This window comes from Holdemania sp., from assembly GCF_986127675.1.
Genome location: NZ_CFQZWI010000040.1, coordinates 1 through 24,693, shown reverse-complemented (window position 1 = coordinate 24,693; position 24,693 = coordinate 1). Strand labels below are relative to the sequence as shown.

Below are 24,693 nucleotides of genomic sequence, written 5' to 3'. Positions count from 1 at the left end.
CCGATCTTAGAAATGATGGTGCGGTTCCAGCCGATTTTTGACGATTTCCCCGGCCATTACCCCCTGCCGCAGCACCGGAATTTTATCCAGCTGGATAAATTCATGCCGCATCAGGGACAACCGGTCCTGTTCCAGATGGAAATGCAGGTTGCCGATCTCCGTCAGCTGATCGTTGAAAAAGTCCCGGGCTGCCGGCGGCAGCGGCGAACTTTTGACAAACCGCTGGCGGACTGAAGGCTGAGGCGCCCTTTTGCGCAGCTTCGCGACAAAATGACCTTCGCCCTGATCCATCGGGAAAATCCGCCGGACCTTCGCACCGTCGACAAGCCCCAGCGACAAGCCTGGCCGGCCAAACTTCACGCCGCAGTCGAGCAGCTCCATTTCCGGATGCTTCCGCAGAAACTGATCAATAACCTGTTCGTTTTCCTCCGGGGCGTACGTGCAGGTCGAATAGACAAGAATGCCTTGTTCCTTCAGCGTGAATACGGCCGATTCTAAAATTTTCTGCTGACGCAGACCGCAGGAGCGGACATGCTCGACGCTCCAGTCGGCCAGCGCCTGATCTTCCTTTTTAAACATACCTTCGCCGCTGCATGGGGCATCTACCAGAACTTTGTCCATCCAGCCCGTTAACTGCGGACACAGCTGTTCTGGGGAAGCGTGAGTGATCAGGGCTTCGCTGACGCCTAAACGTTCCAGATTGCTCATTAAGACGCGCGCCCGGCCGCCGTCGATTTCATTGGCGATCAGAAAGCCGGCATGGCCGATCCGCGCCGCGATCTGCGTACTTTTGCCGCCCGGCGCCGCGCATAAGTCCAGCACCCAGTCGCCCGGCTGCGGATCCAGCACAGTCACCGCCGACGAAGCCGATGGCTCCTGCATGTAAAACAATCCCTGGCGATGATAAATATGATTGCCCAGACCTGTTTCCGAACCGGTCAGCACAAAGCCTTCCCGGGCAAAGGGAGAGGGCGACAAGGAAGCGAATTGACGCTTAACTAAGGCATCTGGCTGGATTTTTAACAAATTGGCCCGCAAACCGCGAAAGGGCGGATTGTGCAGGGTTTCCACATAAGCGTCGTACTCCGCCCCCAGCAGCGTCTGCATCCGCTTTAAGAATTGTTCATTCATCTCCCGGCTCCTGAACAACCTCGCGGACGGCCTGTTGATCCCGGCGAAGCTGATCGACTAATTCCGTCAGCGAAGCGAATTGCTGCTCTGCCCGCAGCCGCTTGTAAAAGCGCAGCCGCATCGGCTGATCGTAAAAATCTTCCGCACAGTCCAACAGGTTTGCTTCAACCGACAGCTCGCGAACCGGATTGCAGGTCGGATTGTGGCCGATATTGATCATCGCCTTCCAACAGCGGCCTTTGCTTTCCGCTTCCCCGGCATACACGCCGCCTAAAGGCAGCAGCGTTTCCTCATCCGTTTTTAAATTTGCGGTGGGAAAGCCCCACTCGCGGCCCTTCTGACGGCCGTGAACGACCACGCCGCGGATTTCATAAGGATAGCCTAACAAACGCCCGGCCTCCGCAACGTCGCCCCGTTCCAGACAACGACAGATCCGTGAAGAACTGATCTTATCGCCCTGATCGTTGACCGCCGCGATCACCACGACGTCAAACCGTCCATCAGCTTCAGCTCTGAGCGTTTCGACACTGCCGCTGCCGAATTTTCCATAATGAAAATCAAAACCGCAGACTAATACCTTCAGACGGCAATGCTCCGCCAGCATGTCAATGAACGCCTGCGGCGACAGCTCGGCCATTTCTTTAACAAAATCCAGTACGATCACACGGTCTATTCCCATCTTGCCGGCCAGCTCGATGCGCTGCTCCAGCGTCGTTAAATGCTGCACTTTCTGCATCTTGCCGATCGTGATCCACGGATCAGGTGAAAATGTGATCAGCGCGCTGTCGCACCCCGCCGCCTTCGCCCGGCGGATCGTTTCGTCAATCAACGCCCGGTGTCCGCGATGCAGACCGTCAAAATAGCCGATGCAGGCGCAGACCGGCCCTTCCAGAACCGGCCCGCCATGCGTTTTTATCATATCTACTTTCATTGATATTTCTCCTACCATAATCCCCGCAGGCAGCGGTAAATTCCATCTTCCTGCCGTTCCATCATCGCCAGCACCTGCTTTCCGCTGACGACGCCGACGATGGGTTCCATGCTGTCCAAGTGCAGCCGCTTGCCGTTTTTAATATCCGGAATCTGCGCTGGATCCGCTTCGATCAGCGGATATTGGCTGGCAATGCCGTCATAGATGGAAACAAGCTGAAAACAGCCCTGCCGGACCTCGTTTAGCGACTGACATTGTTCTAAGGTATAGCCGCAGGCCCGAGTCCGGACCAGACTGCTCATCGTGCCCACGGTTCCCAGTTTTTCCGCGATGTCTTCGCACAAGGTGCGCACATAAGTTCCGTTGGAACAAACGACGCGGAAACGGATGACCGGAGCGGTCTGCAATAATTCGATTTCCGTGATTTCGATCGGACGTTTTTCCCGTTCGACCGCCACGCCCTCGCGGGCATATTCATACAGCTTCTTGCCGTCCTTTTTGATTGCGGATACCATCGGCGGCAGCTGCAGCGAAACGCCAAGAAAGCTGTTGAGCACCGCTTCCAGCTGCGTCGATTCAACCTCGCGAACCGGTCTGGTTTCCAACGGTTTACCCCAGATATCGCCCGTATCGGTTTTTGTGCCCAGCGTCAGCTCGGCGATGTATTCTTTCGTCTTGCCTGATAAATACGGCAGCGCTTTGCAAGCCCGGCCCAGCAGCACAACCAGGACGCCCGTCGCCTGCGGATCAAGGGTTCCGGTATGCCCGACGCTCTTGATGCCGGCGGCTTTACGGACCTGATAAACCACGTCGAACGACGTCATGCCTGCCGGTTTATTAATTAAACAAATTCCGTCCACTGTATCACTCCAAACTCCACGTTTCATTATACCAAGGCTCCCATCCGTTTGCAAAGCCTATCGCCGTATCCGCGTAAATCTCACACGGAATGTTCACCTGGGCTTCAAACAGGGCCTGTGGTATAATAGGACGGAAGTAAAAAACGTCAGGAGGACAAAACCATGAATGCGATGAAACAAATTTTAGGCTGTATCCGCAAAGCCGATCAGGACTACGGCATGATCGCCGATCACGACCGGATTGCCGTCGGCGTCTCCGGAGGCAAGGATTCGATGCTTTTGCTTTATTGCCTGCATCTTTACCAGCAGTTCTGCCGGCGGATCCAAAGCAAGCAGTTTGAAGTCGTCGGCATTCATATTCAGATGGGCTTTCCCGATATGGACTTTACGGATGCCGAAGCCTTTTTCAAACAGCGCGGCATCCGGCTGGAACTCGTGCCCAGCCGAATCTACGAGATTCTAAAAATTCAGGCCAATGCGGATGGTTCCTTGAAATGCTCGTTGTGCTCAACGTTGAAAAAAGGCGCCGTCAACCGGGCCGCAAAGGACTTCGGCTGCACGAAAGTCGCGTTTGCGCACCATGGGGACGACGCGATTGAAACCTTATTGATGAATGCGATCTATGGCGGCCGGCTGGCCACCTTCGCGCCGAAGATGTATTTATCCAACGCCGAAATGCCGTTTATCCGGCCTTTCATCTACGCCCGTGAAAATCAAATCCGCGCGGCGGTACAGAGCTGCGGCGTACCGGTTGTGAAATCGACCTGTCCGATGGATGGCTACACCCGAAGGCAGGATATGAAAGAAATGCTGGAGCGGCTGTACGCGGAATATCCAATGGCCCGCGACAACTTCCTGCTGATGCTGCACAATGAAAAGCAGCTCAGCCTGTGGCAAAAAGAACCTGCCACAGGCCAAACCGAAATTCATCCGATCAGAAAATCAGAATCTTAAAGCCGTCCGGCAGCCGCAGCTGGGCGGCTGTTTTTTGTTCGTCCAGAATCCGGTGCTCTTGGGGATCACATAAGATCAGCGGCTGACATAGATCAAATTCCTCGCGGATTTCCGGCGGACTCATCTCCTGCAGGCCTTCGACAATTTCCCGCAGCGTCAGCGACGAATCGACGCTGCATTCAAAATACGCGTCGCAGCAGACTAATTCAAAACCCAGTAAAACTTCATTTTCCATTTTATTCTATCTCCTTCAATCGTTGCATTTGTTCGTTTTGAATCCACATACTTTCCTGATCTGTTAAATTTGCTATCGTGGCAGGCACCGGGAAAAACAGCTGCTGCCGCAAGCCCGGGCCGGACCACAACGTCAATGAAAAATCAACCAGCCTGCGCCATGTGCTGCGCTGCAAATCGCTCGCTGTGCCAACCAGAACAAACGGCGCTTCTCCTTCCAAAAACGCGATGATTTCCGCTTCGTCAAGCCGGGAGACATCGACGATGGGATAAGGCCCGCCGCCAAGCTGACGGATCCTGGCGGCGCAGAGCTTCGCTTCACAGCTGAGTACAACCAGATGCTGCCGCGAATGCAGCGTCGCATAGACCGGCCTGCACAGAATTGGATCCACGCCCAGAAACACGGCTTTCTTTTTCAGCCAGCGGCGCGGCAGACGCTGCGGCAGACGCGGCAGCTGCCAGCGTTTCGGTTTATCGTTTAGAAGTGGAGAAAGCGGCCGGGCCAAAACGAAATTCAGAACGGACTCCTTCTGAACCAATCCCCAACCGCTCGCCAGCGGTTGAGTCCAGGTTCGCTCCAGCACCTCGCCAAGCTGGGCCGGCGCGGCCGGACCAAGGATATAGCGAATCCGCAGACTCTGCGTCAGACGCAGCGGCAGCCGACTGACTTGCTTCTCCGCGCACAATAAATACAGGTTTAACGACGGACCTTCTTCCAAAAGCTGCTGAAACAGCGCCAGATTGTCATAACGTTCCAGAATTGTGCTGAGCTGAAGCGTCAGGACAAACAACGGAATTTCAGCGGATTGACGCTGCCGCAGACCGCGCTTAAGCAAGCTGAAAAATCGTTCCATCAATTCCGGCTGCTGTAACGTCAGAACTTCGATAACCGCGGGTTCCGCACAGAACTGCGGCAGCTGATCCAGCGGATCCAGTACGACAAACTCAGCCGCTTGGTCAAACCGTCCCGCGCTTTGGATCAGACATCGCAAGAAGGCCTCCTGTGGCGCCGCTTCCTCACTGATGAACAAACCATGCGCCAAAGGGTGAACAATCACCGGCGTGGCGCGATGCTGCGGATCATCGCCGACGCCCAGCACCAGCCCGGCCGTCTGTTTTTTCAGTTCGGCCAAATCCACCGCCGCCGGCAACGGCGGCCACAGCGGCGGCGCGGACAAACCGCGGCGGTCCGCTTCCCGCAGCATCGCTGCCATCAGCGCTTCACTTTGGCGCAGGCTGTTATTTTTACCCCGCCGCACCTCGCGGATCGGCTGCAGCCGGGAATCCAGCCAGCGGATAATGGGATCCGGCGTCTGCTTACCGCCTAACCACGCGCATTGTCCCTGGATTAGATCCTGCTGGCTCAGCAGCAGAAATTGTCCCGGCCGGGTTAACCGCAGCGCTTTATCGCAATGCAGTATTTCCTGACTGTCCTGTTTCTGCGCCACTTTTAAACAGAGCTTAAAATTGAAATTGCTCCACATCTGTTCGTCGACGATGCCCGCCGGCCGCTGTGTCGCCAGGATCAGGTGCAGTCCCAGGCTGCGTCCGATCCGGCAGATCTGGATCAAATCCCGCATAAACTCCGGCTGCGACTGCTTCAGCTCGGCGAATTCGTCAATAATCAATACGCAATGGGCCAAAGGTGTCAGCTGCGGGTGGTCAAGACACAGCTGGCGGTAATGATCCAGATCGGCAACGGGCTGCTTTAACCGTGTCTGCGCCTGAGCGAAACAGCGCTGCCGGCGTTCGCATTCCTGCCGCAGGTAGATCAAAGATCGTTCTGCCCCACCTTCTGCGACATTGTTCAGTTGAGCACAGCAATGCGGGATCAGCCGCCCTTGAAAACGCAGCTGCTCGATCAGGCTGCCGCCTTTGTAATCAATGACCGCAAACTGTAATTGATCCGGACTGTAATGCCAGGCCGCTGACAAGACGAGCGTTTCCAACAGCCGGCTTTTACCGCTGCCGGTCATCCCGGCGATTAAGCCATGCGGTCCCTGGCCTTTTTCATGCAGATCCAGAATTACCGGCTGGCCTTGTTCATCCAGCCCCAAAGGAATTCGCAGCTGCGTCAGGCGTGCCGACTCCTGCCAGGGCGGACAGCCGATTCCCGCCTGGCCCAGCAAACTTTGAATGTCAACCTGCCGGCTGGACGGCCGGCTTTTCTGTCCATAGCGGTACAGTGCCAGCGCACTGTCGCGGAAGCTTTTCGCATAGCTGAAATCCACGTCGAATTCCTGGCAAAGCTGACGTGAGCGCGTCAGAATCCGGCCATGTCCCTGCTCAATGATCAAAATTCGCTGCGCTGCCAGCCGCAGATCCTCCGATCGGGCCGCCAACTGCCACACGCAGGATTTCGGCTTCGACGCTTCCCAATAAGCAGCCGCGCCCGGATCGCTCACCAGCGTCCACGTCGGAACAGGAATTTCCTGAATCTGCCGCCGGCCGCGATCCCAATCTTCCCGTTTCGTCCAGATCCGCCGCAATCCTTGTTCGTCATAAATCTGCGGCAGCCAGCAAAGCGTTTCAAAGAGAATTTCAGGCACCGGACCGATCCAGGCCAGAGCCAGGCTTTGCGCTTGGTGATGGAGCGCCAGCGTCATTAAAATCGTATTGAAAAAAGCAGCCAGCGATTTTTCATCGCAGACTAAACCGACTCGTTCCCACTCAAAGAGATCCCAGGGAAGCGGCGCGGCAGCAGTGAAGGGATGGGTTGTTTGCCAGGCGTCGATCTGTTGCTTGACCGTTTGATCCGCGGGTTGATGCAAATCCAGTGTGTCCAGATTTATTTCAGGAATCAGCGTCAGCCGCTGGCGGCCTAAACTGAGCTTGCCGAACAGCGGATGAGCACTGTCGGTATCAAAAACAGATTGTTCTTCAATTTGCCTTTTTAGCGCGTCAGCCTCCGGATAGCGCTGCGACAGAAACACCGTCGTTTCCCGCAGCGCCGTTTGGCAGCTTTGTTCCCACCCTTCCAGCACGTCCGCCAGCCATTGTTTGCGCCGACGCCGATCACGCCTGTTTAACAGATGATTCACGGCCAGCTGAACCAGCGGCCAGAACACCGCCGAAACCATCATGACGGCCGGCATCAGCACCATCATCCCTGCCGCCCCCTGACCTAACGACAAGCCGACGGCAATCGACGCCGCGCCCATCATCAGCGAAGGACCGATCGTCAGTACGCTGAAAGTCATGGGTCTGAGCTTGACTGGGGGGCCCGGGGGCAAGTGCAGCGGACATCGGGGATAGACGGGATAAAACTGAAAAGTCGGATGAAAGGGAAGCGGCAGCTTATCCGGCGGCTGGTACATCCAGTCGGCTAAAGCCTGCCGGCGCAGCGGCTTCAGCTTGATTTTGAGCTGCATTCCCGGATTGTTGAGTGCGATGAATGCCGGATGAATCAGGATCGTTACTGCAGCAAACTGCAGGCGCATTCCCGCTTCCAGCCGGGTCTGACGCTGATGGACGCCGTTGACGATCATACCGGGAAACTGCGTTGTTTCCTTCGCCAGATTCTGATCGAAGTCAAGTATTGCCCACGGTTCGTCCTGATCGCCGCAGGGTTCGCTCAACCGCTGGTCATTAAGCATCCAGCAACCCTGCGGACGCTGATAGAGCGTGTATTGATTAAATCCGGTCTCATCAAAGGTATAAAAGAGGTCAATTTTCTCATAGAACGGCAGATAACAAAGCTCGTCATGCCGCCGGCTGATCAGGCGGCAGCGGCGCGGACTGTCCAGAAACTGCAGTGTGTCGCTGAGCTGCAGCTGCCACCCTTCCTTCTTTTGCGTAATCGCCAGCACGCTGTCCGCTTCAGGGGCAAAGAATAAGCCGCGCTGCGGATGGACATGACGGATCGCCAGTCGGTGCTGCCACAGGATGCAGACGATCATGCCGCCTCAGCCCGCACATGAATATGACAGCTTGTCTTGTAGGTTTCCGACGGATCGCTGATCGTGACGATCGCATCCCCGGCTTTGACTGCCCGCACCTTGCCGGTCTGCACGACGGTAGCCACCCCCGGATCGTCCACGGAATACATCAGATCCGACACCGTCACGCCTTCCGGCAGTCCGCGGATCACAATCTGTCCGCTTTGATTCGGACTTAATATCAACAAAACTTCCGCCAGCTCGATCCGATCAGTTTGTACAATCGGAGCCGTGGTCGGCGCTGGTGAGGAAGAAGGCTCACCGCGGGTGCAGCGATCCACAAAGATCCCGTTTTCCAGATGCGTGCGGCCATGGGGATTGAGCGTCGCGTTGTTCTCATTCAGGATTGAAAATGTCCGGCCCATGCCAAACCGACCGGCTAACGACTCCGGAGAATTGATTTCCAATTCCAGAATACCGTGAACGTTTAAATCGCTGCAGAACTGCAGATTCGCATGAACCGGCTGACTTTCCAGGGGTAACTCTCCCGCTGCCCGGGATTCCAGTTCGCCGTTTTGGCTGATCCAGGCCGTCGTGCGCATCACGCCGCGCAAGCCTGTCTGCAGCATCAGATCCATCAGTGAAATCCCGGCTGCCCGGGCGGAAGCATCCAGGGCCGCAGTCATCTTGGCCGAGCCCTGAAAGATGAAATCATGCCGGTGTTCAAGCTGATGGATCGGCCGCAGAACGCCGTTTCTTATTTCCATGCCCACGCTGCCCTCCTGACTCAGAAGCAGCTCGATCTTGCCGCCGGCATAACAATGCAGCTGCAGGGTTAAAAGCAGGTCGACGATCGGAAACTGCGGTACAGGCAGTTTGATCCTGGCGATCGGGATGATCGTGTCGGCGTCCTTGCGCGTGCTTGTAAAGGAAGCGGTCAGCGAGTTTAACAGTGTGTGCGGATCCAGACCAGAAAAGTCGCTGGTCAGCGTATTGGACACCCCGCGCGTCAGACCGGCCGATTCGTTCATCACAAAGTCCAGCTGCAGCCGGCCATCCCTGCTCAAGCCGTTCCATTCGATCACCGGATGCAGTCCGGTCAGATCATAGTCCATCTGCAGCGTCGCGCTGTTGGCCAGCTTTTTTGCGGCATGGACATGAATTCCGCTGGCGGCCACGCTCCAGCTTACCTGCGTTTTGCCAACTTCAAACTGCTGCTTCATCAACGCAAACCGCGGTTCCGCCCTTTCCGCGGCATTCATTGCAAGGGACAGAAGTTCTTCACCGTTCTGCCCATAAGGCTCGATCTCAGCCTGACTCCAATCCGCATCAAACGCCAGTTTAAACTGCGTTTCGGCCAGCCACGTCTGCGGATCCTCTGGATGGACTTCAGCCATGATCTGACCTTCGGTTTCAACGATCGAATCCGTGATGTAGATTTGACGGGAATCCGGATCGGTAAACCAGCTTCCCAACTTTCCAGTCTGTCCGGGATTCAGCACAATCCTTCCCGTTTCATCCGGCCGTCCCTCTCCATTCCATAACCCGGCTGCTTCCCACTCAAACACCAGCGTCTTTGCTTCAGACTGGTTGAGCTGCCGCGTCAATTCCTTCAATGACGCTGCCGCTTCCTCCGCCGTCAGCCAGCCTTTTAGCTTCGTCAGAAATCCCAGCGTCTGGCAGCGCTCTAATGATGGATCTTCACCATCGTAAGCCTGAAGCAGATTGAGACAGGCCGCCTGCCGTGAAACCCGCTGCCGGTCCATCTCCACTTCCACGCCCCAATCTTTCAAGGCGGCCAGGCCGGCGGCGGAATCGTCAAAAAACAACGTTTCCGCCAACATCTTCGCCCAATCGCACCGCAAAACTCCCGTCGGCTGCGGCATACAGCCCTCCGCCATCATCAGCACCGTCAGCCCCGCGGCGAAAAGACTTCTCCAGCGCCCGCGCATACGCTAAAATGAACAGGCGTTGTTCTGAATCGTCGCTTCCAGCGTATCATAGCTGGACACGGCGGTATCCAGAAACCGGGCGTACGACTCGATGATCTGCTTCTGGGTTTCAAACTGCGCCGCAAACTGATTGAAACGCTGGCGGATCGCCTCCGAGCCGTCGCTCTGCCACACCATCGCCAAATCGTTCATCTGTTTCTTCGCTTCGATTAATGCGCTGTAAATTTGTTCATTGCAGACGCGAATTGCACCGGAAGTATCCTTAACTCCCGCTAATGAAATCTTCAAGTTATCCATTTTCAATTCCTCCCTTTAATTGACCAGCCGGCTGGCCTGCGCCGCCAGTTCTTCCTGCATCTGCCGGTAGCTTCGCGCCGAGGCTTTTAAGAATTCGCTGTACTGCTGCATCAGCAGCTCGACCCTTCGGAAATCATCCTGATAGCCCTGGATCTGCGTTGTAAACGCCAGATTGTCCCGGCCGATCCAGGTGTTCGCCGCCATCAGCTCTACCCGCTCGTACAGCCGTGCGACCGTCCTTTCCACCTCCTGCCGCAGCTGCTCGATCTGTCCGGCACACGCTTCCAGCCGGGTTGGTTCCACCGCAATCGTTCTCATTGTGTTCTCCTTTCTGCACGCCCCTAGTATTAATATTGCGGTTTTTTCGAAAAAGCCTTCCAAAAAAAGGAAAAAAGTTGAAAAAAAACAAAAAAAATCCTGTCCGATTCATTTCAGACAGGATTTCCGGTTAAGCTTTGTGATTGATTTGCGAAATAATCGAGTCGATCCGCTCTCCTTTTTCCAGCGAATCGTCGAGCTTGAAAATCAAATCCGGAACCTTGCGGATCGAAAGCCGTTTGCCCAGCTCCGAGCGGATAAAACCCTTTGCCCGGTTGAGTGCCTTCAGACCTGCTTGCTTGCGTTCTTCCTTGCCTAAGAAAGAAACGTAAATCGTAGCGTAGGAGTAGTCGTTGGTCACCTGCACGTCAGTAATCGTGACGAATCCGACGGACGGATCCTTCAGGGAAAACTGAATGATATCCGTGACGTCTTTGAGGATGATCTGCGCTACCCGTTCTTGTTTGACAGACATGAGCGTCCCTCCTGTTTCTTCAGGAAAAGCGTTTCCTTAATTCTGAGGAACCTCCTGATCGGCGTAGGCCTCAATCAGGTCGCCTTCCTTAATGTCGTTAAAATTCATGATCGTTAAGCCGCATTCATAACCGTTGGTGACTTCCTTGGCGTCGTTCTGGAAACGCTTCAGCGAGCCCAGCTGGCCGTCGTAAACGACGATACCCTGACGGATTAAACGCACCTTGCAGTCCTTGACCAGCTTGCCGTCGGTCACCATGCAGCCGGCGATCGTGCCGATCTTGGAAACCTTGAAGGTCTGACGGACTTCCGCCTGTCCGATGACGACTTCCTCGTACACCGGCGCCAAAAGGCCCTTCATCGCCAGTTCCATTTCCTCCATGGCTTTGTAGATGATGTTGTGCAGACGGATCTCGACGCCTTCTTCTTCCGCTTTTTTACGCACATTGGCGTCCGGGCGGACGTTGAAGCCGTAGATCACCGCTTTGGAAGCGCTCGCCAGCATGACGTCGGATTCGCTGATCGTCCCGGCGGTCGAACGGATGACGTTGACCTTGACACCCTGGACATCCAGCTTTTCCAGCGAGGACTTGACGGCTTCCGCCGAGCCCTGCACATCGGCCTTGACGATAACCGGAATTTCCTGAACCTCACCAGCTTCGATCTGACGCGCCAGATCGTCTAAGCTCATTGCGGAACTGCTCTTGCGTTCCTGCTCGATCTTGGTCTGGGAACGGCGTTCCGCAATCGCACGGGCCTGCTTTTCATTGTCGAAGACCTTGAACATATCGCCCGCTACCGGAACATCGTTTAAGCCGATGATCTCAACCGGCGTCGATGGCCTGGCTTCCTTGATTTCACGGCCGCGGTCGTCGGTCATCTTTCTGACCTTGCCGAAGCAGGCGCCGACAACGATGCAGTCGCCGGTGTGCAGCGTGCCGTTTTGAACCAGCAGCGTGACGACCGGTCCGCGGCCCTTGTCAAGCTTCGCTTCAATAACCGTACCGGTCGCGTTGCGCTTCGGGTTGGCTTTCAGCTCGCGCATTTCCGCAACGACCTGAATCGTTTCCAGAATATCCTGGACGCCGTCGCCCTGCTTCGCCGAACACTTGACGAAGATCGTATCGCCGCCCCATTCTTCCGGCAATAAGCCCAGATCGGCCATCTCGTTCATGACGCGGTCCGGGTTCGCCGCCGGCTTGTCCATCTTGTTGACGGCGACGATGATCGGAACGTCCGCTGCTTTGGCATGGTCGATGGCTTCCTTGGTCTGCGGCATGACGCCGTCATCCGCGGCGACGACGATGATACAGATATCCGTCACCTTCGCCCCGCGGGCGCGCATTGCGGTAAACGCTTCGTGGCCCGGCGTATCCAGGAACGTGATCTTCTTGCCCTGGACGCTGACCTGATAGGCGCCGATATGCTGCGTGATGCCGCCGAATTCGCCCTCGACGACCCGCGTCTTGCGGATCGTGTCCAGCAGCGTCGTTTTGCCGTGATCGACGTGCCCCATGATCGTAACGATCGCCGGGCGCTGCACGAGATTCTCCGGATTTTCTTCGACTTCGTCTTCCAGACTGTCCTGATCCACCGGAATTTCTTTCTTGACTTCCACGCCGTACTCCATGCAGACCAACTCGATCGTTTCGTCATCCATCGAGCTGTTGATCGTCACCATTTTGCCCAGCATAAACAGCAGCTTGATGATATCGCTGGCATTGCGGTTCATCTTCTGCGCTAATTCCCCGACGGTAATTCCTTCCTCGTAGGTAATGCTGGTTACGGCTTCCATCTTCGGCCGTGGGTTATAGGAATTATTGGAATTGTTGGATCTGTGGTTATTCCGTCTTCCCGAGTTATTCCTTCTTTGTTGTTTAGCCAATACCTTCACCTCATTTCATAACTGCATCCTGAATAGACCGGGCCAGTCCCTCGTCCAGAACCGCACATGCGATCCGTCTGGGCTGGCCGAGCGCGGCCGACAGTTCTTCAGCCGTCCCCTCGACTATCCAGTCAACGCCGTAGAAACGGCATTTATCCTGAATCTTCTTCTGCGCGTTGCTACCGCAGTCCGCGCAGAGAAGAACCAGCTTCGCTTTGTTTTGACGGATTGCCGCCATCACGCTGTCCCCGGTTGCAACCTTGCGGGCGCGGGCAGCGATTCCCAGCAAGCCTGAAACCTTGTTATTCACCGAGAACCTCGCGGATTTTATCATAAACTTCTTCGGGGATCTCGCATTCCAGAGCGCGTTTCAGACTTTGCCGCTTGATCGCCAGCTCCAGCGCCGCCGCGTCCCTTTTCAGATACGCCCCGCGGCCGTTCAGCTTGCCGGTCAGGTCCACTTCCACCGTGCCCTGCGGCGTTTTCACAATCCGCAGCAGTTCTTTTTTCGGACACTGTTCCTGCGTTGCGACGCATTTGCGCATCGGTATTTTCTTCATCGTACTCCCTCCCGTCTTTCCGGTTTATTTTTCTTCGTCGTAGTATTCGTCGAATTCATCGAAATCGATATCGTCCTCGATCCAGCTGTTCTGCGCTTCCAACTCTTCCTGACGGCGGATTTCCTCCAGCTCTTCCTCTGAATAGACTGGCTTGAATTCGTAGTCCTTATCCTTCTTCAGATCTTTCAGACGCAGCTTGCGGTCATCCTCGCGAACATTCTTGCGGCGGCGCAGCGGCGCTTTTTCTTCGGTATGCGCCGAAGACTGCGTCGGATCAGCCAGCCGTTCAAAGCGGGATACATATTCGCGGCGTTCGCGAACCTCACGCTTGGCGCGGACCGGTTCCTCTTTCTTGACAGACAATGCCGGTTTGACTTCCGGCTGCACTTCAACCGGTTTAACTTCCGGCTGAATTTCCGGCTTTGTCAGCATTTCTTCTTCCGCGGCCTCCGGTTCCGGTTCGACTTCCGCTTCCGCCTGCGGCGTTTCAACGGCCGCTTCCTGGACAACTTCCGTTTCCGCAGAAACTTCCGGTGCTTCGACCGCAGCTTCCGATTCGGCATCCGGCTCTGTTTCAACTTCCTGAACGCCAGCCTCTTCCAGCTGCTTGGCGATCCGCTGTTCCGCCAGCCGCTTCTGTTCCTCAGCGGCAAACTGCAGCATCATCGTCTTCCAGTCGATGCCCTGTTCCTCGATCTCACCGGCCGTCTTAATATCGATCCGCATGCCGGTCAGCTTCACGGCCAGACGGGCGTTTTTGCCCTTCTTGCCGATCGCCAGCGACAGCTGGTTGTCCTCAACGACGACTAGCAGGGAACGCTTGTCCTCGGTTGGCAGCACCGCCAGAATCTGAGCCGGAGCCAGCGCGTTTTTAATCAGCTCGCTGATGTTGTCGCTCCACTCGAAGATATCAATTTTCTCACCCTTCAGCTCGTCGATGACGACCTGAACACGGCTGCCGCGCGGACCGATGCAGGCGCCGATCGCATCGACGTCCGGATTGTTCGACCACACGGCCATCTTCGTCCGTTCCCCGGCTTCACGGGCAATCGCCTTGATCTCGACGACACCCTGATAGATTTCCGGAACTTCCTTTTCAAACAGACGCTTGACCAGCTTCGCGTCGGAACGGGAAACCAGCACCTGCGCACCCTTGGTATCCTTGTTGCATTCGGTGATGACGACACGGATGCTCTGACCTTCGACGTAGCGTTCGCCCGGGATCTGAGCGGCGCGCGGCATCAGCGCCATCGTCTTTCCCAGATTGACGACGACAAACTTCTCCTCGACCGACTCGATCATGCCGGTGACCATTTCGTCCAGCTGATCGATGTATTCATCATAAACCGCCTGCTTCTCCGCCTCACGGATTTTCTGCTTCATGACGTTTTTTGCCAGCAGCGCGGCGGCCCGGCCGATCTGGCTGATATCCACTTCGCGGTCGACTAAATCGCCCAGCTGATAACCTTTATCCTTGACCTCGGCCAGCGCGATCTCCAGCTCCTCGTCCTCGACTTCCTCAACGACGGTATATTGCTGGTACACATGAATCTGACCGTTGGCTTCGTTGATGTCGACGCGAACCAGCACGTCCGGGATGTCGATGTGTTTGCGATAGGCTTTGGCTAAAGCCTCCTGCAGCGCGGCGATGACGATTTCCTTGGTGATCTTGCGGTCATCCTCGATCGTCTGCATCGCCTTCAAAAATTCTTTGAAATTCATTGCGATTTCTCCTCCAAGTCCTTACAATTTCACAGCCAGGCGGATCTTTTCAATCTGATCCAGTTCCACCTGAGCCTTGCGGGTTACAGCTTTATCGCGATAGCTAAGGGTCAGGGTGGTTTCGTTCATTTCCAGTAAATCGCCGGTGATTTCCATCATCGACTTGACCGGGCTTTTTAACCGGACGAAGACATGCTTACCCAAAGCGCCGCGGATTTCTTCCTCATTGCGCAGTTCGCGTTCCGCGCCGGGCGAGCACACCTCCAGAAAGTATTCAAAGCTGATCCAATCGTCATGGGCATCCAGAGCTTCGGAAATTTTCTCCGAGACTAAGGCGCAGGTATCGATGTCCATAGATCCGTCAGCTCTCATCACTGCGATCTGAAGAATCCGGGATTTCTTTTCGTTCACCCATTTCAGATCGTAAAGCTGAATGCCAAGGGAGTCCAGGACAGGCAGAATCAACGTCTTGATGTTTTCCAACTGTTCCATTTTTCTCTCCTTATAACATGAATGAAGGAGTGGCTTTCACCACTCCTGCTGTTTCTTTATGCACTCTTACTATACACAGAATTGGCGTAAAAATCAAGCGTTTTCTGAACTTCGGCCCCGCTTTTCAGACGTTTTTCTCACAGTTTTTTCTCTTCATCGACTTTACGGCGGAATTTCAGCAGTCCCAGATACCGCAAAACAGCCAGACTCCAATGCAGCCGGGCGCCGATGCAGAAGACGACGAGAAAAACGATCACCAGCGTTTGTTCCGGCAGAAAGAGCTTCAGAATCGTAAACACCAGGATGAACAGGATCAGCGCCGCAACTGGAAACAGCTGCATCAGCGAAGCCGCAAACGGCTCCATTTCAATGCGGTAATGACAGTGCGGACAGTCGAATTCCCGGACTTCATTGAGCTGCGAAGCCGGAATTTCTTCGTGGCAGACAGGACATTCGATTTTCATAACGACCGCTTCCTTTTTGAGAACAGATTCTCCCGCCTCTATTATAACAGGAAAATCCGCCCGCAGGCGGATGATTTCCCAGATTTGATTCAAATGAGTTATTTTGTATTGCAGCCGGGCTTTTTCCAGTTTCCAATTAAAACAGACTCAGCTGGTTCTCTTCCTGCATGCCTTCCAGCGTGCCCAGCACCTCGAGCTTGCGCATCAGCGTTTGGGAGAGCTGGGTACGGTTTAATAAATCTTCTTTGGATAAGAACTCGCCCTGTTGGCGGGCTTCTACGATCGACTTGGCGACGTTGGCGCCCAGACCGTCGACTGTCGTAAACGGCGGGATGATCGTCTTGAGATCGTCCGGCAGCACGCGGAATTCCGTCGCCAGGGATTTGTCGATATCAATGTTGGAGAAGCGATAGCCGCGAGCGTACATCTCCAGACAGGCCTCGAACATCGAGTACAGATCTTCGTCTTTCTTGGTGACCTGACGCTTGGTTTCCGGATTCGATTTCATCGCCTGAATCTCGTCCATCCGCCGCTTGATCGCGTCCATGCCCTTGACCATCGTTTCGATTTCATAGGCGTCGCAGCGCAGCGTAAAGAACGCGACATAGTACCAGTAGGGATGATGGACCTTAAACCAAGCGATGCGGATCGCCATCATGACGTAGGCGACGGCGTGGGCTTTCGGGAACAGATACTTAATTTTTAAGCAGCTGTCGATATACCATTGCGGAATGTTGTTTTCCTTCATTAATTCGATCCATTCCGGTTTTAAGCCTTTGCCCTTACGGACGCTTTCCATGATGAAGAATGAATCTTTCTTCGGCATTCCTTTTTCAATCAGATACGTCATGATGTCGTCACGGCAGCCGATGACGTCATGCAGCGTCAGTCCGCCGTCGATCAGATCCTTGGCGTTGTTCAGCCAGACGTCGGTGCCATGGGACAGACCGGAAATCCGCAGCAGTTCGGAGAACGTGCTCGGACGGGTCAGTTCCAGAATACCGCGGACAAACTTCGTGCCGAATTCCGGCAGGCCGACCGCCCCGGTCGCTTCGCCATACACCCGCGGATCGGCTTTCAGCGCGTCGACGGAATTGAAGATCGACATCGTTTCCGGATCGTTCATCGGAATCGTCGTCGGATCGATCCCGGAGATATTCTGCAGCAGACGCATCGCCGTCGGATCGACGTGGCCGAGGATATCGAATTTCAAGACGTTGTCATGGATATCATGGAAATCGAAGTGCGTCGTTTTCCATTCGGAATCCGGGTTATTGGCCGGATACTGAACCGGCGTAAAGTCATAGACGTCCATGGAGCTCGGGATGACGATGATGCCGCCAGGATGCTGGCCGGTCGTCCGCTTGACGCCCTCGCATCCGTTGGCTAATCGCAGCCGCTGCGCCTGACGCATGTTTTCCAAGCCCATTTCCTCCGCATAGCCGCTGACATAGCCAAACGCCGTCTTCTGGGCGACCGTGCCGATCGTCCCGGCGCGGAATACGTGATCCTCGCCGAAAACTGTTTTCGTAAAGGCATGCGCCTTATCCTGATATTCGCCCGAGAAGTTCAAGTCGATATCCGGAACCTTATCGCCTTCAAAACCCAGGAAGGTTTCAAACGCGATGTCATGGCCGTTGACGATCATCTCCGCGCCGCATTTCGGGCATTTCTTCGCTGGCAGGTCAAAACCGGACTTCACCGAGCCGTCGGTGATGAATTCAGAGTGCTGACAATCCGGGCAGACGTAGTGCGGGATCAGCGGATTGACCTCGGTGATTCCCGACATCGTCGCGACAAAGGAGGAGCCGACCGAGCCTCGCGAGCCGACCAGATAGCCGTCTTCGTTGGACTTCTTGACCAGCAGATGGGAAATGTAGTAAATAACCGCGAAACCGTTGCCGATAATCGAGTTCAGCTCACGCTCCAGCCGTTTTTCCACGATTTCCGGCAGCACTTCGCCATAGGTTTTATGCGCGTTCTCATAACAGATCGTCTTGAGCTTCTCTTCGGAACCTTCGATGACTGGCGTATACAGCTTGTCATGTACTGGCAGCACCTTTTCCACCTGATCGGCGATCGCGTTGGGGGCTTCGACGACCAGCTCATAGGCCAGCTGCCGATCCTCAACCCAATCGAACGCCTGAAGCATCTGGTTGGTCGTTAAGAAATGCTGATCCGGCGTTACGGTGCGGGAACGCCGTTCCTTATCATAGATATACAAAGGATGTCGGACGCCGCCGATCCCCTGCGTCTGGATGTAGATATCGCGCAGGATTTTTTCTTCCTTTTTGCAATAGTGGACGTCGCCGGTCGCAACGACCGGTTTGTTCAGCTTCTTCGCCGTCCGGATTATCCGCATCAATACCTGCTTCAGCCGGTCAGTATCCGGCAGGGAGTGGGATTCGACCAGCGGCCGGTAATTCTCCAATGGCTGAATTTCGATGTAATCGTAAAAAGCGATCGCCGCTTCAAGATCCTGCTGGTTGCGGTTAGCTGCCAGCTCAAACACCTCGCCGTTGTAGCAGGCCGAGCCGATCAGCAGATTCTCGCGCAGCTCCTGGATGCATCGCCGCAGAATCCGCGGTTCAGCCAGAAATTCTTCGCCGCTGCTTTTGGAATTGGCTTTGCCGAAGACCGCCAGATAATCGGTATTGGACAGCGTAACCAGCTTGAACAGGTCCTTCAGACCGGCCTGGTTTTTGGCGATCACGTTGACATGACGCTTCATGACTTTGACAAACGCTTTTTCATCCTGCAGATTCTGCAGATCGGCGACAGTCTGCGCGCCGCGGTCCTTGCATTCCTTGATCATCAACATGAACACGCTGGCCAGCACGTCGGCATCGTAATCCGCGCGGTGCGCGACTTCTTCGTCGTAGGTAATCCGGTAATGGCGGGCGATGTTGCCCAGACGGTAGCTGCGGCGGTCGGAATGCAGTGCACGCGCCAAATCCAGCGTATCGACGACCGGATTGGTCAGCGGCGCCATGCCGATGCGTTTGAGTTCTTCGTTGAGGAAGTTGTAGTCGAAGGTCGCGTTGTGGGCGACCAGCACTTTATCGCCGATGAAATCGACCAGCTCCTGCGCCACCTCGGCAAACGGTTTGGCCTGGGCAACGTCTTCGTTGGTAATGTTGGTCTTTTCTGAAATAAAGGCGTTGATCGGCACTGGCGGCTTGACGAACAGCTGTTTGGTTTCCTTGATCTCGCCCCGTTCGATCACGACCGCGCCGAATTCGATGATGTGATCAAAGCTGCAGGATAAGCCGGTGGTTTCCAGGTCATAGACGACATACGCCGTATCGCTCAGCGAATCGGCGCGCGGATTGCGGATGATCGTCAAAAACTCGTCGACCATGTTCATTTCAACGCCGTAGAGAATTTTAAATTCGCGGTCCTTGTTGCCCTTGAGCAGCTTGGCGGCGCAGCTCTGCGCCTTCGGGAATGCCTGGCAGGCCATGTGATCCGTGATCGCGATCGCGCGGTGCCCCCATTTAAACGCCTGCGTCACCAATTCCTCGACTTCGCAAACGCCGTCCATTTCCGATTTATTCGTGTGACAGTGCAGCTCGACGCGCTTGACGTCGGCCGTGTCCTGTTCCTCTTCCTTCTTTTCCAGCTTGACGATATCGTCCGGGAAAAACACCAGCTCCTTGGCAAAGGAATCATAGCGGACTGAGCCATACACCCGCACGTCGTCCCCAACGCCAACCTCGTTCAGCTTTTCCTTCGGACAGCGGGCGCTCTCAAACCGCTTGCAGGTAATCGCGTCGTCGTTATCCTTGACATAAAGCGTCTGAATCTCGTTGCCGGTCTTTTTGATCGTCACTGAATCTTTTTCAAAAATCGTGCCGGTAAACTGGACATTCTGAATTTCGTCGTTGATTTCCTTCAATGTCAGCACGGTATAATCTTCCATCTTCGTGCGGCGGGAGCGATAGCTCGGCTTATCCGCAGAAAACGCCGGCTTGGCCTGCGGCTTCGGGGCTTCCTTGGGCATCTTGACCTCGATCTGGGTGAAGCTGGCCGCGCGGCAGGAAAACTCAAAATCATAGCTGATCCCTGCGTTCTGCATGAAGTGATCGAGTTCTTCCCGACAGGCCGTCGCCTGCTGCTTCAGCGTTTCGTCGGCAAACAGACAATCGACAATCTGATCCCTGACCGTTGGGATCGCGTCTTTCAACCCCTGACCAAAACGTGAGTGCTCGCTGAAATATTTACAATATTTCAACATTTCGCCAGAATCAAGATCACAGACGTCCGCGCTGATCCGCAGCTCAACCGGACAGCCGATCAGCTTGATCAGACCGTCGTTAAAGCACTGCAGCTGTTCCAGCGGCAGCGTCCGCGGCAGCTGAAGCTCCAGCACAACCTTTTTTTTCGCGGTAATAAATTTACAATGCGTGATTTTTCCCTGTTCAAAATAAGCGCTGTCCAGTCCTTCGAACTGAACCTTGCTTAGCGTTTCTTTTAATTCGATTGTTCCCATTGGCGCATCTCCATCCTGTTCCTGGGTATCATTCTACCATTTTTCATCCTGAAATAGAATTGAAAATATCTTTCATCCGCTTGTCAGACAAGTGAAAAGAAACCGGCGTTGGCCGCAAACCACCTCAGGAATAAACGAGATGGACAACCTTAACCAAGGCTTTTTCGCAGGTGTAACAGCGATGACCGGCTTTTCAAAAGCAAAAAAACCGGCGCCTTTTTCAGCGAACCGGTTCTTTACATAATTAAAAGTCAAATTGAATGACAGATCAGAAGATTCCGCCCAGCAGGGAGGCGACCGCTTTCGCCAGCATGCCGAACAGTGAAAAGTCGTTGCCGGCATTGATCAGCATCCAGTTGGCGATCGTATGCGAATACGCCAGCGCCGAGAAGCCGACCATGACAACCATCACCGCCGCGGCCACAAATGTGCCGATCACCGCGCCGCGCAGGCCGCCCTGGCCTTCGCCCAGAATCGCCGCCGTGCCGCACTCGAAGAACGAAGTGATGACTAACGGAACCAGCATAATGCCGAAGACCTGCGTCGCGTTGCAGATCAAAATCAAAACGGTCGAGGTGATCATCGCGACGACAAAGCCGATCAGAACGGCATTCGGCTTGTAGGTAAACAGCATCGGGCAGTCGTAAGCCGGAATCGCGTTCGGAACGACTTTCTCCGAAATGCCCTTGAACGCCGGAACGATCTGGCTGATCAACATGCGCACGCCCTGCAGCAGCAGGATCAAGCCCGCGCCGTAATTCAAACCCTGCGCAATCGCTACAACGACGACGTTTTCGCCTTCGCCCAGCATCGTTGGAATCGTCAGGCCGACGATCACAAACATCACGAAGATGACCAGACAGCCGGTAATGGAGATCTCACGGAAGAACGACAGCGCCTTCGGAATTTGAATATCCTCCGTCGATTTTTCTTTATTGCCGACTTTGGAGGCGACAAACCCGGAAATCAAGCCGAGATAGCCGGTCGGATGGCCCAGCAGAAAGCTGTTGTCCCGGGTGACCGCAAACGTGTATTTCTTGAGCGCCCACGGCATCAGCGACCAGTATAATGCGGAACAGATCGCCCCAAAGAGAATCAGCGGCATTCCGCGCAAACCGCCTTCAACCCCGGCGGCCACAAAGATAAACGGGAACCACCAGAGCATGTGGCCGGTTAAGAAAATCGTTTTGACCGGCGTGAAACGGGCGATCAACAGATGCAGGATCATCCCGATAAACATCGCCATGCCGATATCGCCGCCAAAGGAAGCGGTAAAGGTCGCGTCGTTGAGACCTTCGGCAACGGTGCCGTTCAGCGACTGGAACGCCGTGTTGATCGGCAGAATCGACTGTACCAGCATCGAGACGCCGGTGTTGAGGATGACCATGCCGAAGGCTGTCATCAGCGCGCCCTTGACGATCGTGCCGAATGGTTTTTTCTGCAGCGCCAGTCCGAGGGCTGCGATCAAGCCCAGCAGAACCGGCGGATTGCGAAAGATACTGTTAATTATAAAATTCATCAATTCCATAGTGTAAATCCCCTTTCGACTTACTGTTTTTCATTGAGAAACTGGCGGACCTGGCTTTCGACTTCGCTCAGATCCATGTAGCGGGTAACGGCAAAAACAGGAACGGAAACACTCTGCGACAATTCGGGCTGCAGCTGCGGGCTTGTAAAAATAGCGTCGCAGTCCGCACTGTGGGCTGACGTCAGATCGGTGTTCTCCACTTCCACGTCCAATCCCAGCTTGTCCGCGACTTTCTGTAAGCTCATCGCCAGGATCAGACTGGATCCGACGCCAAAGCCGCACACGGCAACAAATTTCATAACGCTCACCTCCTTTATCGAACGTTTTTATCTAAGATGGATCCTGCCGGATCAATCTCAAGATCTCTTCCGCACTGCCCTGACACAGCTTGTCAATGTTGGCCTGATCGTACAGAATCTCAGTCAGTTCAGCTAACGCGCGGATATGCGAGGTACTGTCCACCGTCGCCAAAACCGCGAACAAATTGACGGGTTTTCCCAACAGGTCCACCGCTTCCTTCACGGAAAGAATCGCCATGCCCAGCCGGTGGACATGCAGAGCGCCGCTGGCATGCGGCAGCGCAAAGCGGTCGGCCAGCACAATGTAAGGACCATACTTTTCAATCGAGGCGATCATTTCCTGAATGTATTCCGGATCGATACTTCCGTCATAAACCAGAGGCTGCGCCGCCTCGGCTATCGCGGACTGCCAGCTGTCGACATGATCTAATACACGGATTTTATCGGATGTGATCAGTTCTTTTAACATAGGACTTCCCCTTTCTTCTTTATGTTTGTATAACAAGGCTTCCAATTCTCTGACCAGCGCCGGACGGTTTTGGATGACACAGTATTTTTCGATCACCTGCAACAGCGGCTGGATTTCCGGACCGGAGTCCGGCATCGGTATCCCCGCACATTTTTCCATCAACAAACAGACGTCCTGACGATTCAGCAGCGGGTTGACCTGAATCAGTTTCTCATCATAGCCTTCAATCGGCATTGTAGACACAATATAATCGTAAGGAACCGTAAGCTGCGGCAGGCGCTGCAGCGATACCTGATCGACAATCTGGATCAGCGGCACGCTTTGTTCGATCTGAATCTGAAGCATTTTGGAGACCATCAGTCCCTGCGGACAGACGAGCAGAATCCGATTGCGCATTCGCCGGTGATTTTCCTGACTGCGCAGCACCCCGCCGAAATAGGCGGTGAGAAAAGCGATTTCTTCTTCCCGAATCCCTTTGAATTCCGGAAAGATTTGTTCGTCTTCCAGAATCAGACGAATCATGGTAAACAATTCGAAGTACCGGGACTTAATCTCATCAAGACAGAAATTTCGAATTGGAAACTGAAATTGAATCCGATAATAAGAGGCCAGAAGATGCTGCGCAATACTGCGCCGGATCGTTTCACGGTCTTCGATAACCACTGCCATCCGACTCTCAAAACAGGTGATCAGCCGCGTCACGCCCTGATCGATAATCGTCTGTTTTTCACCTGCGCTCAGCGTTGTCAAAGAGCTGATAAACGCTGTGAGATAGGCTGCTTCCAGCGGATCGTTGATTTTCAGATCAGCCGCGACTGACTGACGGTAATGGAAGGCCTGCGTTTCCAGCGTCCAGTCGGCTCGGATCCGGCATTTCTTAGTCATTCGTAATCGGACAAACCGAAGCATGGCTGAAAGCAGCGCCAGCGAATAATCCGCTAAGCCCAGTTGATTTTTCTGATTAAACGTAAGGATTTCACTGCTGATGCGGTTGATCAGATTGTTATCGTTGTACAGGCAGTATATATAGCGGTCGCGGATTTGATTTTCATCGCCGCGGATCTGATAGGCGCCCTCGTCATAGCGTAATTCAATGCCCTGCGCCTCCAGCTGAACGCGGAGTTCATTCATCAGATAGGTCATCGTGGAATGACTGATTTGAAGCTTCTGTTCCATCTGTTCCAATCTTGGAAAATCATCACACAGAATTTTATATAAAATAAACTCCAGCTTTTCCTCCGTTCCCTGCAGCGTGAGTTCCTGATCGGCGATCATCTGGCTGACCCGTTGCAGATCGCCCACAAAGACCAGTTGTCCCGCGATTTTTTTCAGCTGCGCGCAATGGCGCAAACAATAATTTATTTCTTCAATGTCATAGTAGAGCGTACGTTTGGAAACATGGAGTTTCTCCAACGCCGTTTCAAAAGGAAGGCCCGGCGACTGCAGAATCCAGCGGATCAGCTCGCTTTGTCTTTTCTTCATGGTTTCTCCTTTTCTTTATTATTTCTTATTTATTATAGTGGGACAAGAACGGCTTCTTGCACAGGAGAAACAAACTTTTGCACGCCATCACAAAAACCTCTGCTTCGGCTCGCTTTTGCTTCTGATCCTCACTTTCCAGAATTCTGTTTTTATGCAGAAGCTGAACCTCAAACGTATTTTCCGATTTCCATGTTGAAAAATCTGCCTGCCGGCGATAATAGGGTAGAGGGAAAATAAATTTCGCCCCTCCCATTGCACCGTACGTACGGAT

General features: G+C 54.4%; 21 protein-coding genes. 1 reads left to right on the top strand and 20 read right to left on the bottom strand.

Annotation, left to right across the window (positions count from 1 at the left end; translation table 11 throughout):
* Positions 1–6 precede the first annotated feature (6 nt).
* From AC5OW4_RS07905 to truB, 3 genes are read right to left on the bottom strand one after another with little or no spacing between them, the layout of a single operon-like run.
* Positions 7–1,131 (bottom strand): RNA methyltransferase, encoded by a 1,125-nt coding sequence (locus AC5OW4_RS07905; protein WP_493676850.1) that lies wholly within the window; start codon positions 1,129–1,131, stop codon positions 7–9.
* Positions 1,124–2,062, bottom strand: coding sequence for a riboflavin biosynthesis protein RibF (gene ribF, locus AC5OW4_RS07900; protein WP_072684285.1), 939 nt, complete (start codon positions 2,060–2,062; stop codon positions 1,124–1,126). Before ribF ends, AC5OW4_RS07905 begins: the two co-directional genes overlap by 8 nt.
* A gap of 11 nt (positions 2,063–2,073) precedes the next feature.
* Positions 2,074–2,949, bottom strand: coding sequence for a tRNA pseudouridine(55) synthase TruB (truB, locus tag AC5OW4_RS07895; protein WP_229100742.1), 876 nt, complete (start codon positions 2,947–2,949; stop codon positions 2,074–2,076).
* A gap of 135 nt (positions 2,950–3,084) precedes the next feature.
* On the opposite strand from truB, the gene AC5OW4_RS07890 reads away from it, so the two are divergent.
* Positions 3,085–3,876: a tRNA 2-thiocytidine biosynthesis TtcA family protein gene (locus AC5OW4_RS07890; RefSeq protein WP_072684283.1), complete on the top strand. Its 792-nt coding sequence runs from the start codon at positions 3,085–3,087 to the stop codon at positions 3,874–3,876.
* Here AC5OW4_RS07890 and AC5OW4_RS07885 read toward each other — a convergent pair.
* From AC5OW4_RS07885 to AC5OW4_RS07805, 17 genes are all read right to left on the bottom strand, one after another.
* A complete protein-coding gene (locus AC5OW4_RS07885; RefSeq protein WP_072684282.1) occupies positions 3,857–4,111 on the bottom strand; it encodes a hypothetical protein in 255 nt (84 codons plus the stop codon). The genes AC5OW4_RS07890 and AC5OW4_RS07885 overlap by 20 nt on opposite strands.
* A 1-nt stretch (position 4,112) precedes the next feature.
* Positions 4,113–8,009, bottom strand: coding sequence for an FtsK/SpoIIIE domain-containing protein (locus AC5OW4_RS07880; protein WP_072684281.1), 3,897 nt, complete (start codon positions 8,007–8,009; stop codon positions 4,113–4,115).
* Entirely contained in the window at positions 8,006–9,874 is a 1,869-nt protein-coding gene (locus AC5OW4_RS07875) for an Ig-like domain-containing protein (protein WP_072684280.1), read from the bottom strand. The genes AC5OW4_RS07880 and AC5OW4_RS07875 overlap by 4 nt, the downstream gene beginning before the upstream one ends.
* Positions 9,875–9,943: 69 nt before the next feature.
* A complete protein-coding gene (locus tag AC5OW4_RS07870; RefSeq protein WP_072684279.1) occupies positions 9,944–10,237 on the bottom strand; it encodes a pore-forming ESAT-6 family protein in 294 nt (97 codons plus the stop codon).
* 15 nt (positions 10,238–10,252) lie between these two features.
* Positions 10,253–10,555, bottom strand: a complete 303-nt coding sequence (locus AC5OW4_RS07865; protein WP_072684278.1) for a WXG100 family type VII secretion target — start codon at positions 10,553–10,555, stop codon at positions 10,253–10,255.
* Between the two features lie 130 nt (positions 10,556–10,685).
* Positions 10,686–11,030 (bottom strand): 30S ribosome-binding factor RbfA, encoded by a 345-nt coding sequence (gene rbfA / locus AC5OW4_RS07860; protein WP_072684277.1) that lies wholly within the window; start codon positions 11,028–11,030, stop codon positions 10,686–10,688.
* A gap of 36 nt (positions 11,031–11,066) precedes the next feature.
* On the bottom strand, positions 11,067–12,914 hold the full coding sequence (gene infB / locus AC5OW4_RS07855; protein WP_493676849.1) for a translation initiation factor IF-2: 1,848 nt from the start codon (positions 12,912–12,914) through the stop codon (positions 11,067–11,069).
* A 10-nt stretch (positions 12,915–12,924) separates the two neighbouring features.
* Positions 12,925–13,224, bottom strand: coding sequence for a L7Ae/L30e/S12e/Gadd45 family ribosomal protein (locus tag AC5OW4_RS07850; protein WP_195396414.1), 300 nt, complete (start codon positions 13,222–13,224; stop codon positions 12,925–12,927).
* A complete protein-coding gene (gene rnpM, locus AC5OW4_RS07845) occupies positions 13,217–13,474 on the bottom strand; it encodes an RNase P modulator RnpM (protein WP_006059090.1) in 258 nt (85 codons plus the stop codon). Before rnpM ends, AC5OW4_RS07850 begins: the two co-directional genes overlap by 8 nt.
* A gap of 24 nt (positions 13,475–13,498) precedes the next feature.
* Positions 13,499–15,196, bottom strand: a complete 1,698-nt coding sequence (gene nusA / locus AC5OW4_RS07840; RefSeq protein ID WP_493676848.1) for a transcription termination factor NusA — start codon at positions 15,194–15,196, stop codon at positions 13,499–13,501.
* A gap of 21 nt (positions 15,197–15,217) precedes the next feature.
* Positions 15,218–15,688: a ribosome maturation factor RimP gene (rimP, locus tag AC5OW4_RS07835; RefSeq protein WP_020223702.1), complete on the bottom strand. Its 471-nt coding sequence runs from the start codon at positions 15,686–15,688 to the stop codon at positions 15,218–15,220.
* A gap of 137 nt (positions 15,689–15,825) precedes the next feature.
* Positions 15,826–16,152: a hypothetical protein gene (locus AC5OW4_RS07830; RefSeq protein WP_072684273.1), complete on the bottom strand. Its 327-nt coding sequence runs from the start codon at positions 16,150–16,152 to the stop codon at positions 15,826–15,828.
* Positions 16,153–16,288: 136 nt separating this feature from the next.
* Positions 16,289–20,644, bottom strand: a complete 4,356-nt coding sequence (locus tag AC5OW4_RS07825; RefSeq protein ID WP_493676847.1) for a PolC-type DNA polymerase III — start codon at positions 20,642–20,644, stop codon at positions 16,289–16,291.
* Positions 20,645–20,912: 268 nt separating this feature from the next.
* Positions 20,913–22,172: a PTS ascorbate transporter subunit IIC gene (gene ulaA / locus AC5OW4_RS07820; RefSeq protein ID WP_139248601.1), complete on the bottom strand. Its 1,260-nt coding sequence runs from the start codon at positions 22,170–22,172 to the stop codon at positions 20,913–20,915.
* Positions 22,173–22,192: 20 nt separating this feature from the next.
* Positions 22,193–22,471, bottom strand: a complete 279-nt coding sequence (locus tag AC5OW4_RS07815) for a PTS sugar transporter subunit IIB (RefSeq protein ID WP_072684272.1) — start codon at positions 22,469–22,471, stop codon at positions 22,193–22,195.
* Between the two features lie 31 nt (positions 22,472–22,502).
* Complete coding sequence (locus AC5OW4_RS07810; protein ID WP_072684271.1) at positions 22,503–24,422, bottom strand: BglG family transcription antiterminator; 1,920 nt, start codon at positions 24,420–24,422, stop codon at positions 22,503–22,505.
* 25 nt (positions 24,423–24,447) lie between these two features.
* Positions 24,448–24,693 (bottom strand): hypothetical protein (locus AC5OW4_RS07805; protein WP_229100740.1); only part of this gene is annotated, 246 nt, incomplete at its 5' end.

Excerpts from the sequence above, each read along its gene's own strand:
- AC5OW4_RS07905 (WP_493676850.1), bottom strand. The coding sequence starts at position 1,131 with ATGAATGAACAATTCTTAAAGCGGATGCAGACGCTGCTGGGGGCGGAG.
- ribF (WP_072684285.1), bottom strand. The coding sequence starts at position 2,062 with ATGAAAGTAGATATGATAAAAACGCATGGCGGGCCGGTTCTGGAAGGG.
- truB (WP_229100742.1), bottom strand. The coding sequence starts at position 2,949 with ATGAAACGTGGAGTTTGGAGTGATACAGTGGACGGAATTTGTTTAATT.
- AC5OW4_RS07890 (WP_072684283.1), top strand. The coding sequence starts at position 3,085 with ATGAATGCGATGAAACAAATTTTAGGCTGTATCCGCAAAGCCGATCAG.
- AC5OW4_RS07885 (WP_072684282.1), bottom strand. The coding sequence starts at position 4,111 with ATGGAAAATGAAGTTTTACTGGGTTTTGAATTAGTCTGCTGCGACGCG.
- AC5OW4_RS07880 (WP_072684281.1), bottom strand. The coding sequence starts at position 8,009 with ATGATCGTCTGCATCCTGTGGCAGCACCGACTGGCGATCCGTCATGTC.
- AC5OW4_RS07875 (WP_072684280.1), bottom strand. The coding sequence starts at position 9,874 with ATGCCGCAGCCGACGGGAGTTTTGCGGTGCGATTGGGCGAAGATGTTG.
- AC5OW4_RS07870 (WP_072684279.1), bottom strand. The coding sequence starts at position 10,237 with ATGGATAACTTGAAGATTTCATTAGCGGGAGTTAAGGATACTTCCGGT.
- AC5OW4_RS07865 (WP_072684278.1), bottom strand. The coding sequence starts at position 10,555 with ATGAGAACGATTGCGGTGGAACCAACCCGGCTGGAAGCGTGTGCCGGA.
- rbfA (WP_072684277.1), bottom strand. The coding sequence starts at position 11,030 with ATGTCTGTCAAACAAGAACGGGTAGCGCAGATCATCCTCAAAGACGTC.
- rnpM (WP_006059090.1), bottom strand. The coding sequence starts at position 13,474 with ATGAAGAAAATACCGATGCGCAAATGCGTCGCAACGCAGGAACAGTGT.
- nusA (WP_493676848.1), bottom strand. The coding sequence starts at position 15,196 with ATGAATTTCAAAGAATTTTTGAAGGCGATGCAGACGATCGAGGATGAC.
- rimP (WP_020223702.1), bottom strand. The coding sequence starts at position 15,688 with ATGGAACAGTTGGAAAACATCAAGACGTTGATTCTGCCTGTCCTGGAC.
- AC5OW4_RS07830 (WP_072684273.1), bottom strand. The coding sequence starts at position 16,152 with ATGAAAATCGAATGTCCTGTCTGCCACGAAGAAATTCCGGCTTCGCAG.
- AC5OW4_RS07825 (WP_493676847.1), bottom strand. The coding sequence starts at position 20,644 with ATGGGAACAATCGAATTAAAAGAAACGCTAAGCAAGGTTCAGTTCGAA.
- ulaA (WP_139248601.1), bottom strand. The coding sequence starts at position 22,172 with ATGGAATTGATGAATTTTATAATTAACAGTATCTTTCGCAATCCGCCG.
- AC5OW4_RS07815 (WP_072684272.1), bottom strand. The coding sequence starts at position 22,471 with ATGAAATTTGTTGCCGTGTGCGGCTTTGGCGTCGGATCCAGTCTGATC.
- AC5OW4_RS07810 (WP_072684271.1), bottom strand. The coding sequence starts at position 24,422 with ATGAAGAAAAGACAAAGCGAGCTGATCCGCTGGATTCTGCAGTCGCCG.